This is a genomic window from Parasphingomonas caseinilytica (assembly GCF_036663755.1).
Taxonomy (GTDB): Bacteria; Pseudomonadota; Alphaproteobacteria; order Sphingomonadales; family Sphingomonadaceae; genus Sphingomonas.
Map to the genome: position 1 here is coordinate 183958 of NZ_JAXOJL010000005.1, position 16332 is coordinate 200289.

The 16332-nt window shown below is 63.9% G+C and carries 16 protein-coding genes and 2 tRNA genes; 6 read left to right on the forward strand and 12 right to left on the reverse strand.

Features of this window, described 5'->3' with window-relative positions; translation table 11 throughout:
- Positions 1 to 62: 62 nt before the first annotated feature.
- The 3 genes from U1738_RS12515 to lon form a co-directional block, all read right to left on the reverse strand.
- Positions 63 to 137, reverse strand: a tRNA-Val gene (locus U1738_RS12515).
- A 139-nt stretch (positions 138 to 276) separates the two neighbouring features.
- Positions 277 to 549 (reverse strand): HU family DNA-binding protein, encoded by a 273-nt coding sequence (locus U1738_RS12520; protein WP_332789374.1) that lies wholly within the window; start codon positions 547 to 549, stop codon positions 277 to 279.
- Positions 550 to 711: 162 nt separating this feature from the next.
- Positions 712 to 3138, reverse strand: coding sequence for an endopeptidase La (gene lon, locus U1738_RS12525; RefSeq protein ID WP_332789375.1), 2427 nt, complete (start codon positions 3136 to 3138; stop codon positions 712 to 714).
- A gap of 88 nt (positions 3139 to 3226) precedes the next feature.
- Here lon and U1738_RS12530 point away from each other — a divergent pair, with 88 nt between their 5' ends.
- The 4 genes from U1738_RS12530 to U1738_RS12545 all read left to right on the forward strand — a co-directional run bounded on the left by U1738_RS12530 (position 3227) and on the right by U1738_RS12545 (position 6255).
- Positions 3227 to 4945 (forward strand): M1 family metallopeptidase, encoded by a 1719-nt coding sequence (locus U1738_RS12530; protein WP_332789376.1) that lies wholly within the window; start codon positions 3227 to 3229, stop codon positions 4943 to 4945.
- Positions 4909 to 5541 (forward strand): methyltransferase family protein, encoded by a 633-nt coding sequence (locus U1738_RS12535; protein WP_332789377.1) that lies wholly within the window; start codon positions 4909 to 4911, stop codon positions 5539 to 5541. The genes U1738_RS12530 and U1738_RS12535 overlap by 37 nt, the downstream gene beginning before the upstream one ends.
- Positions 5542 to 5889 (forward strand): hypothetical protein, encoded by a 348-nt coding sequence (locus U1738_RS12540; RefSeq protein ID WP_332789378.1) that lies wholly within the window; start codon positions 5542 to 5544, stop codon positions 5887 to 5889.
- Positions 5890 to 6042: 153 nt separating this feature from the next.
- Complete coding sequence (locus tag U1738_RS12545; RefSeq protein ID WP_332789379.1) at positions 6043 to 6255, forward strand: hypothetical protein; 213 nt, start codon at positions 6043 to 6045, stop codon at positions 6253 to 6255.
- 7 nt (positions 6256 to 6262) lie between these two features.
- On the opposite strand, the gene U1738_RS12550 is transcribed toward U1738_RS12545, so the two are convergent.
- From U1738_RS12550 to U1738_RS12575, 6 genes are all read right to left on the reverse strand, one after another.
- Positions 6263 to 7402, reverse strand: coding sequence for a calcium:cation antiporter (locus U1738_RS12550; protein ID WP_332789380.1), 1140 nt, complete (start codon positions 7400 to 7402; stop codon positions 6263 to 6265).
- 339 nt (positions 7403 to 7741) lie between these two features.
- On the reverse strand, positions 7742 to 9004 hold the full coding sequence (gene clpX / locus U1738_RS12555) for an ATP-dependent Clp protease ATP-binding subunit ClpX (RefSeq protein WP_055783340.1): 1263 nt from the start codon (positions 9002 to 9004) through the stop codon (positions 7742 to 7744).
- A gap of 88 nt (positions 9005 to 9092) precedes the next feature.
- Complete coding sequence (locus U1738_RS12560; protein WP_332789381.1) at positions 9093 to 9785, reverse strand: ATP-dependent Clp protease proteolytic subunit; 693 nt, start codon at positions 9783 to 9785, stop codon at positions 9093 to 9095.
- Positions 9786 to 9871: 86 nt separating this feature from the next.
- Positions 9872 to 10819 carry a glycosyltransferase family 2 protein gene (locus tag U1738_RS12565; protein ID WP_332789382.1) on the reverse strand — a complete coding sequence of 316 codons (948 nt, stop codon included), beginning with the start codon at positions 10817 to 10819 and terminating at the stop codon, positions 9872 to 9874.
- 146 nt (positions 10820 to 10965) lie between these two features.
- Positions 10966 to 12627, reverse strand: a complete 1662-nt coding sequence (gene tig, locus U1738_RS12570; RefSeq protein WP_332789383.1) for a trigger factor — start codon at positions 12625 to 12627, stop codon at positions 10966 to 10968.
- A 62-nt stretch (positions 12628 to 12689) separates the two neighbouring features.
- Positions 12690 to 12774 (reverse strand) — tRNA-Leu (locus U1738_RS12575).
- A 146-nt stretch (positions 12775 to 12920) separates the two neighbouring features.
- Here U1738_RS12575 and U1738_RS12580 point away from each other — a divergent pair.
- The gene (locus tag U1738_RS12580; protein ID WP_332789384.1) at positions 12921 to 13130 is read left to right on the forward strand and encodes a hypothetical protein; all 210 of its coding nucleotides are present in this window, start codon (positions 12921 to 12923) and stop codon (positions 13128 to 13130) included.
- Between the two features lie 10 nt (positions 13131 to 13140).
- Positions 13141 to 13335, forward strand: coding sequence for a hypothetical protein (locus tag U1738_RS12585; protein WP_332789385.1), 195 nt, complete (start codon positions 13141 to 13143; stop codon positions 13333 to 13335).
- A gap of 177 nt (positions 13336 to 13512) precedes the next feature.
- On the opposite strand, the gene U1738_RS12590 is transcribed toward U1738_RS12585, so the two are convergent.
- The 3 genes from U1738_RS12590 to U1738_RS12600 are packed head-to-tail and all read right to left on the reverse strand — an operon-like array spanning position 13513 to position 16097.
- On the reverse strand, positions 13513 to 14133 hold the full coding sequence (locus U1738_RS12590; protein WP_332789386.1) for a hypothetical protein: 621 nt from the start codon (positions 14131 to 14133) through the stop codon (positions 13513 to 13515).
- A gap of 8 nt (positions 14134 to 14141) precedes the next feature.
- A complete protein-coding gene (locus U1738_RS12595) occupies positions 14142 to 15344 on the reverse strand; it encodes a M48 family metalloprotease (protein ID WP_332789387.1) in 1203 nt (400 codons plus the stop codon).
- On the reverse strand, positions 15345 to 16097 hold the full coding sequence (locus tag U1738_RS12600) for a hypothetical protein (RefSeq protein ID WP_443027014.1): 753 nt from the start codon (positions 16095 to 16097) through the stop codon (positions 15345 to 15347).
- Positions 16098 to 16332: the final 235 nt, after the last annotated feature.

A 16332-nucleotide genomic window follows, 5' to 3' on the forward strand; every position in this document is an offset into this window, starting at 1 on the left:
GGGTGACGGGGCGACGAAAACGCAAAAGCCCGCCGGTCTCGCGACCGGCGGGCTTTGTCGGATGGTGGGCGCGACAGGGATTGAACCTGTGACCCCACCCGTGTGAAGGGTGTGCTCTACCGCTGAGCTACGCGCCCATCCGTTGCTCCGTCCGTGGCGCAAATCCGAAGATGTCGGGCCTTGAACGGAACAGGGCGACGTTGCCGCCGCCCTGTTGATGTCGCCTTAATGCGCACGTGCCGGGCTTGTCCAGCCCTGCCATGCACATCGGGCCGATCAGTTCACCGCGTCCTTCAGGCCCTTGCCGGCCTTGAACTTCGGCTGGGTCGATGCCTTGATCGTCATCGGCTCGCCGGTGCGCGGGTTGCGACCGGTCGAGGCCTTGCGCTTGCTGACCGAAAAAGTGCCGAAGCCGACGAGACGAACTTCATCGCCCTTCTTCAGCGATGCCGAGATCGCATCGAAAACCGACTCGACTGCCTTGCTCGCGTCGCCCTTGCTCAGGCCAGACGTGTCCGCCACCGATCCGATCAATTCCTGCTTGTTCATGCCCACATGCCCCCGGGTTACTGGATACAAAATGATTCCCGGCGCGCAGCCGGTGGCGCAGTAAGGCGACTCGTACGGGGGCTGTCAAAGCAAAATCACGCCTGCCGCTACGGAAAACGGCACAATTGCGGCGTGCCGTTGCCCGCACGCCGCAATAATGGATCAATGATGCAGTTCGCCACCGGCCGGGGTGACGCCTGCGGGCGGCAGCGCGGCCAGTTCGTCGGCGTCGGTCCAGTCGATCGCGGTCAGCGGTTCGGTCAGTGCCAGCTTGAGCACCTCGTCGACATGCTTGACCGGAATGATCTTCAGGCCGTTCAGGATGTTGGCCGGGATTTCTGCCAGATCCTTCTCATTGTCGAACGGGATCAGCACCGTCTTGATGCCGCCGCGCAATGCCGCGAGCAGCTTCTCCTTCAGGCCGCCGATCGGCAGCACGCGGCCTCTGAGCGTCACCTCGCCGGTCATCGCGATCTCGCGGCGCACCGCAACTCCGGTCAATGTGGAGACGATCGCCGTGACCATGCCGATACCGGCCGAAGGACCGTCTTTCGGCACCGCGCCCTCGGGCAGATGGATGTGAATGTCCTTGCGGTTGAACAGACTCGGCTTGATTCCGTAGCTCGGCGCGCGCGCCTTGACAAAACTGAGCGCCGTATCGATCGATTCCTTCATCACGTCGCCGAGCTTGCCGGTGACCTTCGCCGCGCCCTTGCCGGGCACGGTGACGCTCTCGATCGTCAGCAATTCGCCGCCGACTTCGGTCCAGGCCAGGCCGGTAACCGCACCGATCTGGTTCTCCTCCTCGCCCAGTTCGTGGCGGAATTTCTTCACGCCGGCGAATTCCGAGAGATTGTCGGGCGTGATCGTCACGCTCTTGGTCTTGCCCTCCAGGATCTGGCGCAACGCCTTGCGCGCCAGACGCGCGATCTCGCGCTCCAGCGTACGCACGCCGGCCTCGCGAGTGTAGAACTGGATCAGCGCGCGCAGACCTTCGGTGGTCAGCTCGAACTCGCCCTTCTTCAGGCCATGCGCCTCGATCTGCTTGTCGAGCAGATGGCGCTGCGCGATCTCGACCTTCTCATCCTCGGTGTAACCCTCCAGCCGGATGATCTCCATGCGGTCGAGCAACGCTTGGGGCAGGTTCAGCGAGTTCGCGGTACACACGAACATCACGTCCGACAGGTCGTAATCGACCTCCAGATAGTGATCCTGGAACTTCGCATTCTGCTCCGGATCGAGCACTTCGAGCAACGCCGAAGCCGGATCGCCACGGAAATCCTGTCCGAGCTTGTCGATCTCATCGAGCAGGAACAGCGGGTTGCTGGTGCCGGCCTTTTTCAGGTTCGTCACGATCTTGCCCGGCAGCGAGCCGATATAGGTGCGGCGATGGCCCCGGATTTCGGCCTCGTCGCGCACACCGCCCAGCGACTGGCGGATGAATTCGCGCCCGGTCGCCTTGGCGATGCTCTTGCCGAGCGAGGTCTTGCCCACGCCGGGCGGGCCGACGAGGCACAGGATCGGGCCCTTCAGCTTGTTGGTGCGCGCCTGTACCGCGAGATATTCGATGATCCGGTCCTTGACCTTCTCCAGCGCATAATGGTCCTCGTCCAGCACAGCCTGCGCCGCCGCGATGTCCTTCTTGACCTTGGACTTCTTGCCCCAGGGCAGGCCGAGCAACACGTCGAGATAGTTGCGGATCACCGTCGCCTCGGCGCTCATCGGTGCCATCGTCTTCAGCTTCTTCAGCTCGCCTGTCGCCTTGGTACGGGCTTCCTTCGACAGCTTCAGCGTCGCGATCTTCTGGGTCAGCTCGGCGATCTCGTCGCCCTCGCCTTCCTCGCCCTCGTTGCCGAGTTCGCGCTGGATCGCCTTCAACTGTTCGTTGAGGTAATATTCGCGCTGCGTTTTCTCCATCTGACGCTTGACGCGGCTCTTGATCTTCTTCTCGACCTGCAGGACGCCGAGTTCGCCCTCCATGAAGCCGAACACCATCTCGAGACGACGGCCGGCATCCATCTCGACCAGCAGCGCCTGCTTGTCGGCAACCTTGACCGAGATATTTGCGGCGACCGCATCGGCGAGGCGCGAGGCGTCCTCGATCTCGTTCAGCTGCACCGCCGTCTCGGCCGGCAGCTTGCGGTTGAGCTTGGCGTAATTCTCGAACTGGTCGACCACCGACCGCATCAGCGCGGCGAGTTCGTTGCTCATCTTCTCCTCGGCGGCGTCGAGTTCTTCCGCGCCGTCATCACCTTCGAGCAGGTCGACCGAGGCGGTCAGGAACGGGCCGTCCTCGACCAGCACATCCAGCCGCGCACGCTTCTTGCCCTCGACCAGCACGCGGACGGTGCCATCGGGCAGCTTGAGCAATTGCAACACGGTGGCGGTAACGCCGAGATCGTAGAGATCGTCGCGCGCGGGATCGTCCTCGGCGGGATCGAGCTGAGCCACGAGGAAGATTTCCTTGTCGGCATTCATCGCCGCTTCCAGCGCGGCAACGGACTTGTCGCGGCCGACGAACAGCGGCACGATCATGTGCGGGAAAACGACGATGTCACGCAGTGGCAGCACAGGGTAGGATTGGGTCATGCATACTCCGGGTGCGCCTGAACGGGGCGCTTCACCGATCTTATATGGTGATGGTTGCCGATCCATCAATCTTCGGATTTTTCCGCGCATGATCGCACGGTTTCTGCTCGCCGCGTCGCTGACCGCCATCGCGGCGGCCGCACCCGCCGAACCGGGCAAGCCACTGCTCACCGCGCAGACGCAGAAGTCCGGCGGCGCGGGGAACCCGGAACAGATGCGCCAGCAGTTGGACACGGTCGATCTCGCGATCGAGGTGATGCCGGAAAGCGAAAAGATCAGCGGCGTCGCGACGTTGAACTTCACCGCCAAGGCCCCGCTCACCCGTCTGATCATCGATCTCGATCGCAACCTTCCGGCCTCCGCCATCGCGATCGACGGCGTCGCTCTGCCCTTCAAGGCGTGGAGCAATCCCGAAGGCGTGCTGACCATCACCCTGCCCCACCGCATCGCCGCAGGCGACAAGGTCAGCGCCAAAATCAGCTATGGCGGCACCCCGCACGTCGCGATCCGCGCACCGTGGGACGGCGGCTTCGTCTGGTCGAAAACGCCGGACGGCGCGCCATGGGTCGCCACCGCCGTGCAGGGCGAAGGCTGCGACCTGTTCTGGCCGTGCATGGACACGCCGACCGCCGAACCGAAATCGATGCAGATCCACATCACCGTGCCGAAGGGACTGAAGGCACCCTCCAACGGCGTGCTGCAGGGCGTCTCCACCCTGCCCGACGGTCGCACGACGTGGAACTGGAGTGTCAAGAACCCGACGGTCTACGGCATCACGCTCAACATCGCGCCGTACGAGGTGATCGAGGGCAGCTACAAGAGCCGCTTCGGCAACACGATCCCGATGTTCTACTGGTATCTGCCGGGCGAGAAGAAACAGGCCGAGGGTCTATTCGCCGAATTCGCGCCGACGCTCGATTTCTTCGAAGCGATGATCGGCCCCTATCCGTGGGGCGACGAGAAGGTCGGCGTGGTGGAAACGCCGCACAAGGGCATGGAGCATCAGACGATCAACGGCTATGGCAACGATTATGCCAAGGCGCCCGAGGGGTTCGACTGGCTGTTCCAACATGAATTCAGCCATGAATGGTTCGCCAACCAGCTGACCGTCGCCGACTGGGACGATATGTGGCTGCACGAGGGGTACGGCTCGTACATGCAGCCGCTCTACGGCCAGTGGCGCGAGGGCGATGCGCGCTACGTCACGATGCTGGCCAAATCGCGCGAGACGATCCTGAACAAGGCGCCGATCATTTCCGGCAAGCCGCGCAGCGAGGAAGACGTCTACAAGACCGAGAATGGCGGCCCCGGCGGCGACATCTACGTCAAGGGATCGTGGATGCTGCACACGCTTAGGGGCCTGATCGGCGACAAGGACTTTTTCGACGTTACCCGCTTGGCCGTCTATGGCCGCACCGATCCCAAACCGGGCAATTTCGCGCCGCGTTTCGCCAGCTCGGGCGAATATCAGGGCTTCGTCAAACAGGTGACGGGCAAGGATTATGGCTGGTTCTTCGACGTCTATCTGCGTCAGGCCGCCCTGCCCGATCTGGTCGAGACGCGCAGCGGCGGCACGCTGTCGCTCAGCTGGAAGACGCCGAAGGACCTGCCCTTCCCGATGCCGATCGAGATCGAGGTGGACGGCAAGCTGACGCGCCTGGCGATGACCGGCGGCAAGGATACGCTGTCGGTATCGCCGGCGGCGCATGTCGTGATCGATCCGATGGCGCGCGTGCTGCGCCGCTCGGTCGCGATCGAGGAGACGCAAGCGTGGCGGTTGGCGCAGGCCGCGAAGGGCGCGAAGTGATGCGCCCCGGCGATCCGGTCGGCTGGCCCGGCCTGATCGCGCTGGGCCTGGGCTTCGTCCTGTTCCTCGCCGCCTTGTTCGCCGCCCGGCTGCGCGGCGCGCGCAAGCCCGAGGGGGGCGGCGGGCAGCGCGTGAACCGATCGTGGATCGGTATCCTCGTACAGGGCTTGGGCATCGGCCTGTCTAGTTTCGGCCCGCAAAATATCGCGCTGGACCCCGCCTCCCCGCTCGCGCTGGGCGAGGCGGCGATCGTCGCGGCGTTGATGGCCGCCACGGTCGGGCTGTTCTTCGCCGCGTCCACGACGATGGGCAAAAACTGGAGCCTCGTCGCCCGGACCCGGTCCGATCACAGTCTCGTGACCGACGGGCCGTTCGGCTATGTCCGTCACCCGATCTACGTCGCCTTGTTCCTGTTCATGATCGCCATCGCGATCGCCGCCGGTCACACGCAGCACCTATTGTTCGGCGTGCCGATCTTCGCGCTCGGCACCTGGCTGCGCATCGGGCATGAGGAGCGCCTGCTGCGCGAGATGTTCGGCGCGGACTATGACGACTATGCCGCGCGCGTGAAGCGCTTCGTTCCGGGGATTTTCTAAATGGCCAAGGCCGACCGACTCGAACAACTCGACCTGCGCCGGGTGGAGGACGAACAGGAATATCGTACGACGCTCGTCACCGCGCTGGAGGATTGCGCGCGCGGCCGCTGGGGTCTGTTCGGCCATACCAAGGACCGGCAGATGGCGGCCAAGGTCGCGCCGGTGCTGGAGGAACTCGACGATCTGGCGGCGGGGATCGACCGGATGCGTGGGCAACTCGGCATCGAGCCCTTCGCTTTGCATCCCGAATTCCTGGCTGCGCGCGGCAAGGCCGATGCGAGCGCGGTCGGCGAGCCGAAACAGGCCAAGGCGTGGCTGGAGCGATTGGCGCGCGACGCTGCCAAATAATCCCCCGTCATCCCGGACTTGATCCGGGATCCCGCTGCCTTGCCGCGCAGCCAGAAGAAGAAGCGGGATCCCCGCCTTCGCGGGGATGACGGAGAATGTTGCTCCGCGAAACAGCCGCCAATTCCTTAACCGATCCGGGCGCACCCTTAGTCCATGCCATACGCCAAGCTCTTCCGCAGCCGCTGGGCCGCCATGATCTGGGCGGCAGGCATTCTATGGACGGCAGTGGATGTTGCCGGTTTCTCATCGCCCGATGCGCCCGCCACCAACAACGCCACCGCCGCCGCGCCAGATCAGGATGCGACCGGCGTGACAGTCGACAATGGCGATCTCGCGATCCTAGCCAATGTCATGCAGGGCAATTGAGCCCCGCCTAAGGCACCACGGTCGTGAACAGATACGCCGCGAAGATCACCAGATGCACCACGCCTTGCAGCGCCGTCGTCCGCCCCGTGCCGAGCGACAGCGTGGCGATGAACAGCGAGAGCGCGAGCAACGTGATGCTCTTCAGGTCGATGCCGAGCGACAGCGGCAGACCCAGCACCAGACTGACGATCGCGACCGCAGGGATGGTCAGCCCGATCGTGGCCAGCGCGGACCCCAAAGCGAGGTTGAGGCTGGTCTGCAACCGATCCCGCCGCGCCGCGCGATAAGCGGCAAGACTCTCCGGCGCCAGCACCAGCCCGGCGATCACGATACCGACCACCGCCAGCGGCAACCCCGCATCGAGCACCGCCTTCTCCATCGTCGGCGACAGGCCCTTGGCGAGCAGCACCACGCCCACCAAGGCGAGCAGCAACATGCCGAACGCGGTCCAGGCGGCCGTGTCGGTCGGCGGCGGGGCGTGCGTTTCCTTCGCCGCCACATCATCGGACGGCAGGAAATAATCGCGGTGGCGCACCGTCTGCACCAGCACGAAGCTGACATAGAGGATCAGCGAGACGACCGCGGTGAAGATCAATTGCGAGGAGGAATAGACCGGGCCGGCCACGGTGGAGGTATAATTGGGCAGCACCAGCGACAGCACCGCCATCGCCGCCAGCACGCCGAGCGCCGCGCTCATCCCGCGCAGCGTGAAGCGCTGTTCGTGGTGGCGCAGTCCGCCGACCAGCAGGCACAGGCCGATAATGCCGTTCAGGATGATCATGATCGCCGCGAACACCGTATCGCGCGCGAGGCTGGACGCCGCGCCAGGGGCCGTAGCCGAACTCGATTCGACGAGCATCAGCGAGACGATCAGCGACACCTCGATCACCGTCACCGCCACCGCCAGCACCAACGTACCGAACGGCTCGCCCACGCGGTGCGCGACCACCTCGGCGTGATGCACGGCGGCGATCACCGCACCGAACAGCACGATCGCCGCCACGATCGTCCCTCCCATGCCCAGCTTGGCGAGCCCCGCCAGAACGGCGATCACGCTCAATACCGGGAACAACAAGGTCCATACCGGCAAGGCCTGACGGGTGGTCAGCGCGGATGTGGCTGCGCCTGAAGCGGCGATGTCGGTCATGCGTCGGTCCCCGGATCGTTCTGGATACGGAATGTTCGAGCGGCGAAAAGGCTCCGGGTCTGGAAGATTTCGCGTCATCTTCGCGCTCACCGGCGATTCCCGCGTGCTACACCATCCCCGCCCTCACCCGTCATCCCCGCGAAGGCGGGGATCCCGCTGCCTTGCCCCGCACTCGGTAGGAAGGAGCGACGGAAGAAAAAAAGGGAAGAAGCGGGATCCCCGCCTGCGCCGGGATGACGAAATAGGGGTTACTTTGATCCTATCTCCGGGAGGACCCCAAAAACAAAACGGGCGCCGATTGCTCGACGCCCGCCTCAACTTTCAACCGGAAACCAGCCCTCAAGCCGCCCCGGATTTTTCCTTTTTCGCGTAGACGCGGATCGGTTCCTTGCGGCCCTCGATCACATCGCCGTCGATCATCACCTCGTCGACCGAATCCATCCCCGGCAGATCGAACATCGTGTCGAGCAGAATGCCCTCGAGGATCGACCGCAGGCCGCGCGCGCCGGTTTTGCGATCGATCGCCTTCTTGGCCACCGTCACCAGCGCGTCGTCGGTGAAGCCGAGCTTCACGTCCTCCATGTCGAACAGCTTCTGGTACTGCTTGACCAGCGCGTTCTTCGGCTCGGTCAGGATCGTGACCAGCGCCGGCACGTCGAGATCTTCCAGCGTCGCGATAACGGGCAGGCGGCCGACGAATTCCGGGATCAGGCCGAACTTGAGCAGATCCTCCGGCTCGACCGACTTCAGCGTCTCGCCAGTGCGGCGTTCCTCGGGCGATGCGACATAGGCACCGAACCCGATCGATTTGCCCTGCAAGCGATCGCCGATGATCTTTTCGAGACCGGAGAACGCGCCGCCGCAGATGAACAGGATGTTCGTCGTGTCGACCTGCAGGAATTCCTGCTGCGGATGCTTGCGCCCGCCCTGCGGCGGTACGCTCGCGGTGGTGCCTTCCATCAGCTTCAGCAACGCCTGCTGCACGCCCTCGCCCGACACGTCGCGCGTGATCGAGGGGTTTTCGGCCTTGCGCGAAATCTTGTCGATCTCGTCGATATACACGATGCCGCGCTGCGCGCGTTCGACGTTATAGTCGGATGCCTGAAGCAGCTTCAGGATGATGTTCTCGACATCCTCGCCGACATAGCCGGCCTCGGTCAGCGTCGTGGCATCGGCCATCGTGAACGGCACGTCGAGGATGCGCGCGAGCGTTTGGGCGAGCAGCGTCTTGCCGCACCCGGTTGGCCCGACGAGCAGGATGTTCGACTTGGCTAGTTCGACGTCCGCGCCCTTCTGGCCGTGGTTCAAACGCTTGTAATGGTTGTGCACCGCGACCGACAGGACGCGCTTCGCCCGCTTCTGGCCGATCACGTAATCGTCCAGCACGTCGCAGATTTCCTGCGGCGTCGGCACGCCCCCGTCCTTCTTGCTGACGAGCGCGGACTTGGTTTCCTCACGGATGATGTCGTTGCACAACTCGACGCACTCGTCGCAGATGAACACCGTCGGGCCAGCGATCAGCTTGCGCACTTCGTGCTGCGATTTGCCGCAGAACGAGCAATATAGCGTGCTCTTCGAATCGCCGCCGCTCAACTTCGTCATTCAATCCATCCTTCGCGCGTGGGTGCGCGTTAGTGCGGGCAGCCATCTTAGGCTGCCCGCCTTCAATCGTACAAGTAGCAATAACGCCTTAAGAAGCCGGCAACACCGGGGTCGATCCGCTCTCGTCGGTCACGGCGGGGCGCTTGTCGAACACCTCGTCGATCAGGCCGAACGCCTTGGCCTCATTGGCTTCCAGGAACGTATCCCGGTCCATCGCCTTCTCGATCTCTTCCAGCGGCTTGCCGGTGTATTGAGCGTACAGCGAGTTCATCCGGTTCTTGATGCGCTGGATCTCCTGCGCCTGGATCTGGATGTCGCTCGCCATGCCCTGCGCCCCGCCCGACGGCTGGTGGATCATGATGCGTGCGTTGGTCAGCGCCACGCGCATGCCCGGCTCGCCGGCTGCCAGCAGGAAGCTGCCCATCGACGCCGCCTGCCCGATGCACACCGTGCCGACGCGCGGACGGATGTACTGCATCGTGTCGTGGATCGCCATGCCGGCGGTCACCACGCCGCCCGGCGAGTTGATGTACATGAAGATGTCCTTCTTGGGGTTCTCGGACTCCAGGAAGAGCAGCTGCGCGGTGATGACCGAGGCCATATGGTCCTCGACCCCGCCGGTGATGAAGATGATGCGCTCACGGAGCAGGCGCGAATAGATGTCGAAGCTGCGCTCGCCGCGGTTCGACTGTTCGATCACGATCGGCACGAGGCCGCCGGTGATCGGATCGGCGCGGAACCCCGGAGGCGCGAAATTACCGGTTTCGAACGGATTATGCATGGAAGAATTCAGTCCTTATGCCCCAGTGAGCGATATACATCGGCCTTGGCTGAAACGAGTTCAAGCCCTTCGCGCCCGCCCGCCGACTACGACCGGCGATCCGGCCCGCCCGGCGCGCGGTGCGAAAGATACGCCAGCCGCCGCATTTCCCGCCGCCCGCGCACCACCGTATCGAGGATCAGCCCGCAGAAGACGTTCAACGCCGCCATGATGCCCAGGCCCGTGATCACGATCGCGGTCGGGAAACGCGGCACCTGCCGTATCTCAATATAGGTCACGATCAGCGGGATCGACAGGATCACCGCCAGCCCGGCGAAAAAAGCCGCGATCACGCCGAAGAACAGCACCGGCCGCTCGATCCGGTAGAGCGTGGCGATGGTGTGCAGGATGCGGAAGCCGTCCGAATAGGTGCTGAGCTTCGACACCGATCCTTCGGGCCGCGCGAAATACGGCGTCTCGATCTCGCCGGTCGGCATCTTGAGTTCCAGCGCGTGCACGCTGATCTCGGTCTCGATCTCGAACCCGGCCGACAGCACGGGGAAGCTCTTGACGAACCGGCGCGAGAACACGCGGTAGCCGGAGAAGATGTCTGTGAAGCTGCGCCCGAAGAGTTGCGCCAGCAGCCCGGTCATCGCGCGATTGCCGAGCTGGTGCCCGCGGCGATACGCAGCGGTCTCCTGCGTCACACGCGATCCGACGACCATGTCGAGCTGTTCGTCCAGCATGCGCGCGATCAGCGCCGGCGCGGCGGTCGCGTCATAGGTCGCGTCGCCATCGGCCATCACATAGATGTCGGCATCGACATCGGCGAACATCCGCCGCACGACCGCACCCTTGCCCTGAATCCGCTCGATCCGCACGATCGCACCCGCCGCGCGTGCGACCTCGATCGTGCGATCGCGGCTGTTGTTGTCGTAGACATAGATCGTCGCGTCGGGCAGCGCGGCGCGGAACGCCGCCACCGTCTGCGCGATCGCGGCTTCCTCGTTGTAGCAGGGCAACAGGACGGCGATATTTGGGGCGGTTTCGGTCATTATCGCTGCCCCTGCCTATTCATCCGCTGCCGACCTCTCCAACTCGTCACCCCAGCGTAGGCTGGGGTCTCGTGCTGCTCCTGTCCCGCAAGAGCCGCTTGAGATTCCAGCCTGCGCTGGGATGACGATGTGTCGGAGAACGTACGTTAAGCCTTCTTAGCCGCCGGCTTCTTCGCCGCAGCCTTCTTGGCCGGTGCGGCCTCTTCGGCCGCCGGAGCAGCTTCGACCGCATCCGCCTTCGGAGCCGCAGCCTTCTTGGTTGCCGCCTTCTTCACCGGCTCGGCCTGAACCAGCTCGTCGCCCGCCGCTGCCGGCTCGACATCAGCCGCTTCGACCTTCTTGGCCGCGGCCTTCTTCGCCGGCTTGGCCTCGACTTCGGCCTCACCCTCGACCGGCTCGGCCTTCTTCGCGGCAGCCTTCTTGCCCTTTGGCTTATGATTGTCGTGATCGTGCGTGTGCGTGCCGGACGAGAAGCCCTCTTCCGATTCGATCGCCGCTTCCAGCTCTTCGCGCGTCACGTCGCGGTCGCTGATCTCGGCCTTCTCGAACAGGAAATCGACCACCTTGTCCTCATACAGAGGCGCGCGCAGCTGGGCGGCCGCCATCGGCTCCTGCTGGACGTAATCGATGAAGCGCTTTCGATCTTCCGGGCCGTATTGCTGCGCGGCCTGTGCGATCAGGCGGTTCATTTCTTGGCTGGACACCTCGATGCCGTTGGCCTGGCCGATCTCGGACAGGAGCAGGCCCAGGCGCACGCGGCGCTCGGCGATCTTGCGGTAATCGTCGCGCTCGGATTCCATCTCGGCGAGCGCCGCCGCCGGATCTTCCTCATGCGTCGCTTCATGCTCGAGCTGCGACCAGATCTGGCCGAATTCGGCCTCAACCATCGACGGCGGCACCGGGAAATCATGGCCCTCAGCCAATTGGTCGAGCAGCTTGCGCTTCATGTACGTGCGCGTCAGGCCGTTCAGTTCCTGCTCGATCTGGCCCTTGAGCAGGCCCGAAAGCTGCTCCAGGCTCTCAAGGCCGAGATTCTTGGCCAGATCCTCGTCGATCTTGCTCTCGCCGGCGGTCTTCACCGACTTCACGACCAGATCGAACGTGGCGGGCTTACCCGCCAGATCCTTGGCCTGATAATCCTCCGGGAAGGTGACGTTGATCTGCTTCTCGTCGCCGGTCTTCACGCCGATCACCTGATCCTCGAACCCGGGGATCAGGCGGCCCGCGCCGATCTCGACCGCCATGTCGGAACCCGTGCCACCCTCGAACGCGACGCCATCGGCGGTCTTGCCGACGAAATCGACCGTCACGAGATCGCCCGCCTTCGCCTTGTAGGCGGGCTTGGCGTCGTCCCACGACTTCTGCTGGTCGGCGAACTTCTGCAACTGCGCCTGTACCGCGGCTTCATCGGCCGGCACCGTCAGGCGCTCCAGCTTCAGGCCGTCGATCGACGGGGTCGGGACGTCCGGCAGCACTTCCAGCTCGACCTTGATCTCGGCATCCTTGCCGGCTTCGTAATCGCCTTCGAGGCTGACCGAAGGCTGCATCGCAGGGCGGATGCGCTGTTCGGCGATCAGCGCCTGAATGCCTTCCTGGATCGAGGTGTTGAGCGCGTCCTGCATCAGCGACGGACCGTGCATCTTGCGCACCAGGTTCGCCGGCACCTTACCGGGGCGGAAACCGGGCATGCGCACTTGCGGCGCGACACGCTTCAGCTCGGCATCGACTTTGGAATCGATATCCTTGGCGGTGATCTTCAGGGTATAGGCGCGCTTCAGGCCTTCGTTCAACGTCTCGACAGTCTGCATTTCAACTCTCACGCCTTTTCAGGAATATTTTTTGCTCAGGCCCTCGCACTTACGCGAAGGACTGGTGCGGGCGAAGGGACTCGAACCCCCACATCTTGCGATACTTGGACCTAAACCAAGCGCGTCTACCAGTTCCGCCACGCCCGCACTCGGACACCGCAGGTCGGCGGCGTCTATAGCAACAGGTGGGCCGGGGGCAAGTCGCATCGCGCACGAGCGTCGACAGAGGCTTTATTGGCCCGTCCGGCAACCCTCCCGACCCCGGCGCGTTCAAAGCGCCGAGGAGACTGATGATGGCCAGCAAGCCCCCCACCGAACTGCCCCCCTTCCCCAGCCAGCCGGCACAGCCGGACATAAGCACCCCGGCCCAGCCCGACCCCGTCCCGACCGAACTGCCCACCCCGCAGCCGGACGTGGACGTGCCCGATCAGACGCCCGGCACCAGCCCCGACATCGCACCCGGCCAGCCCTATGACGAAGCCCCCGTCTCCCCCATTGCCTGAGGAACCGATCATGGCCGACGACACGAAACAGGACGCCAGGGATGATGAGCGCAGCGATCTCCAGCAGGAAGTCGAAGCCCGCAAGGACGCGGTGGAGCGCGGCGAAGGCGGGCGCGAGCCGGACGCCTTCACCGCGCCCGGCCTGCCCGACGGTGTCGGCGGCACCGGCGGAGAGACCAAAAATCAAGGCGACGACGCGCAATAGCGGCGCGAATTACGTTGGTGCCTATCCCACTCAAACGGATACGCTTCCCCGGCGAAGGCCGGGGCCCAGTTGCGAAACAGAAGTAATCAGGCGCTGCGCGATGTAACTTCAACCTCCGCAACTGGGCCCCGGCCTTCGCCGGGGAAGCGGATTTGATTGGGAAGGTTTAAGCCCCAATCACCGCCCACCCGCCACAGGCTCGATCGTCGCACTCGCGACGACGGCCCGGTAGGCGGGCACGTCCCGTTCGAAATAATACACATCCGGCGCCTCGAACGTGATCATGTACAGCTTGCCGTCGATGATCGCCGCCGACGCTTCGCCCTTGCGCCGCACCTCCTCGTTCAACCTTGAAAAGGTGAACGAGAATTTGATCCCCTTGGCCCCCAGAAACATGGTCGGCTGCACCGAATCGATCTTCATCAACTGCGTATCGAGCGCGATGCTGTAGCTGTTCTCGAACAGCGCCGGGATATCCGTCAGCAGCATGTTCGATGCGAAACGCGGCAGCGGTTTGGCCCGCTTGTTCACTTCGCGGAACAGGGTTTTGTCGTTCTCGATCCCGCCATAGAAGGTCACGTCGTTCAGGCCGTCGCCATCGATCGTCCACGTCTCCGAACTGCGCCCCGGCCGGGCACCCATCTTGTTCCACTCGCGATCCGGCGTGATCGTCAGCCCCGATTTCGCGACCGCCACCTTCATCCCTTGCGGGATCAACTTGTTGCCCGCCAAAACCGGGGCGGCGCTCATCATCGCGAAAGCCGCAAGAGCCAAGCCGAACTTCTTCATCATCGTCATCGATCAACTCACTGCAAAAGAGTGGAAATCATCGCGCTATCGGAAGCATCCGGCTTCATCGCGAGATACTTTTTCAGCGTGCCCGCCGCCTGCGGATCGCGGCTGCGCAACTGCGCGAGGCCCATCCCGCGATAGGCGTCAGCATTGGTCGCATCCTGCGCGATGGCATCGCGGTAGAACGCAACCGCCGACACCAGATCGCGCGGATGGCCGCGCGTGCGATAGAGTTCGCCCCGCGCAAACAGCAACGGCCCGGTCCATCGCTCCCCCGCCAGCCCGGTCAGCAGATAATCCGTACCCTCGAAATCGTTGAGCTTGATCTGGTCGGCCAGCAATTGCGGGCGCCAGGATTCCAGCGCCGTCCGATAACGCTCGGCCTCATCGTCCCCGGTCTTGTTCATCCCATCCGCGATGTCGCGGAGATAGGAGGCGCGTTCGAGTTGCGTCGGATGCGTGGAGAAGAACGAGACCCGGTCGTATCGCGTGCTGCGCTGCCTGCGGCCGTGCGCCGTGGCATCGGCCTCGTCCATCAGTCGGGTCCAGACGCGCGAAAAGCAATGCGGGTCGTAAGGTGATTTGCGCAGATAGGCCATCGACAGCAGATCGGCCTGCCGCTCCTGCTCGCGCGAATGGGAATATATCGAGCGTACCGCACCGGCCTGCACTGCCTGCGCGGTGCGCACCGTCTGATAGGCACCCGGGCCGCCATGTTGATAGGCACCCGCCGCAGCCACGCCAGCCCAGGCGAAGATGTCGGTCGCGGTGCGCCGCTGCTTGAAGCCGTTCAGGGAGTGACGCAACTCGAAATGGGCGAATTCATGCCCCAGCACCGACGCCATTTCGGCTTCGTCGCGCGCCCGCAGCAGCAGGCCGGTATGCACCAGCATCATGCCGTTGGGGAACATCGAGGCATTGAAGCTGGCATCGCGCACGATGTAGACCCGCACGGTGCGGCACCGGTCCTCACCGACCGTCCGGCACACGACGTCACGAACATATTGGTTGAGTTTGGGATCAGTAATGATCGCCTTGGAATCGCGCATCGCGCGCTCGACTTCGTCCACCTCCATCCACAGCCCGCGCTCGTCCACGCCCTGCGGCTCATACGCCGCAGTATAGGTCGGGAGCGCCGGAACCGCGTCGCCTTTGGCGAACGCCGGTTGCGTCGCGGCCAGGCAAGCCGCCACGCACCAACCGCTCAAGCCACGCACTTACTTGGCCGCCGCAAGTGCCGGCGTGGGCTTCGGCGCGCTGCCGGGGAAATCCTCCAGCAATTGCCCGATGCGCTTCTGCGCGCCCTCCGGCGTGCGCACGTCGCCGCCCATCGCCTGATCGGCGTTGAGCCAGACGAGATCGCCGGTCCGCAGATCGACCAGCCCCGCATATCCGGCATGCTCACCGGATTTCACCGACACATAGGCCATCGCCGCAAAGATCTGCAGGATCTTGCGCCCGGTCGAGCCATATTGATCCTCGTTGTAGATGAACAAGGCATAGTCCGCGCCCGTCCCCTTCGCGATCTCGGCCACGCCCGGCCCCATCGTCCATTCGAACACGCCCTTGCGCTTCTTCGTCGGCAGGCGATTGCCGGGGAAGAATTGGTATCGGATCACGGAATCCGCCAGCACCGAAAACAGCGCGCGGTAATCCGCCATCTTTTCCGCCGCGGCCCCGATCGGCTCTTCGGCAACGATCACCTCGTTACCCAGCTTGCCTTGGGCCGCGGCCAGCGCAGCACCGAGATTTTCCTTGGCTTGTGCGGTCCAGTCGGCGTTCGGTTCGAACATCCCGCCAGTAGACTGCGCACCGACCTTGATCGTCGGCCGGATCAACAGGATCTTCGCCGACTTCTCCTTGAGGACGAACCCCTCCTTGATGCCCGATTTTTCCTGCGCCTGCGCGATCTGGGTGCCCGTCACGAGCAGAAACATTGCCAGAACAGGCGTCAGCAAACCACGAAGCATCGAATCCCCCCTTTGCTGCCTCCACACCTGAAGAGCAGCAAGGATACTAATCCACATCACTTCGAACGACGCAAGCCGAAGTTTAGCGCCGCGTATGCAAATCTGCACTAGCTTTTCCCGGCTCTGAATTGCCTTTTTTTCCGTTGGTGCCGAGCTTGTCGAAGCACTGAATTTTTTCTTCATGATTCGAGCATGACCACAAGAACAAGTGCGGCGCTTCTGCAAGCTCAGCACG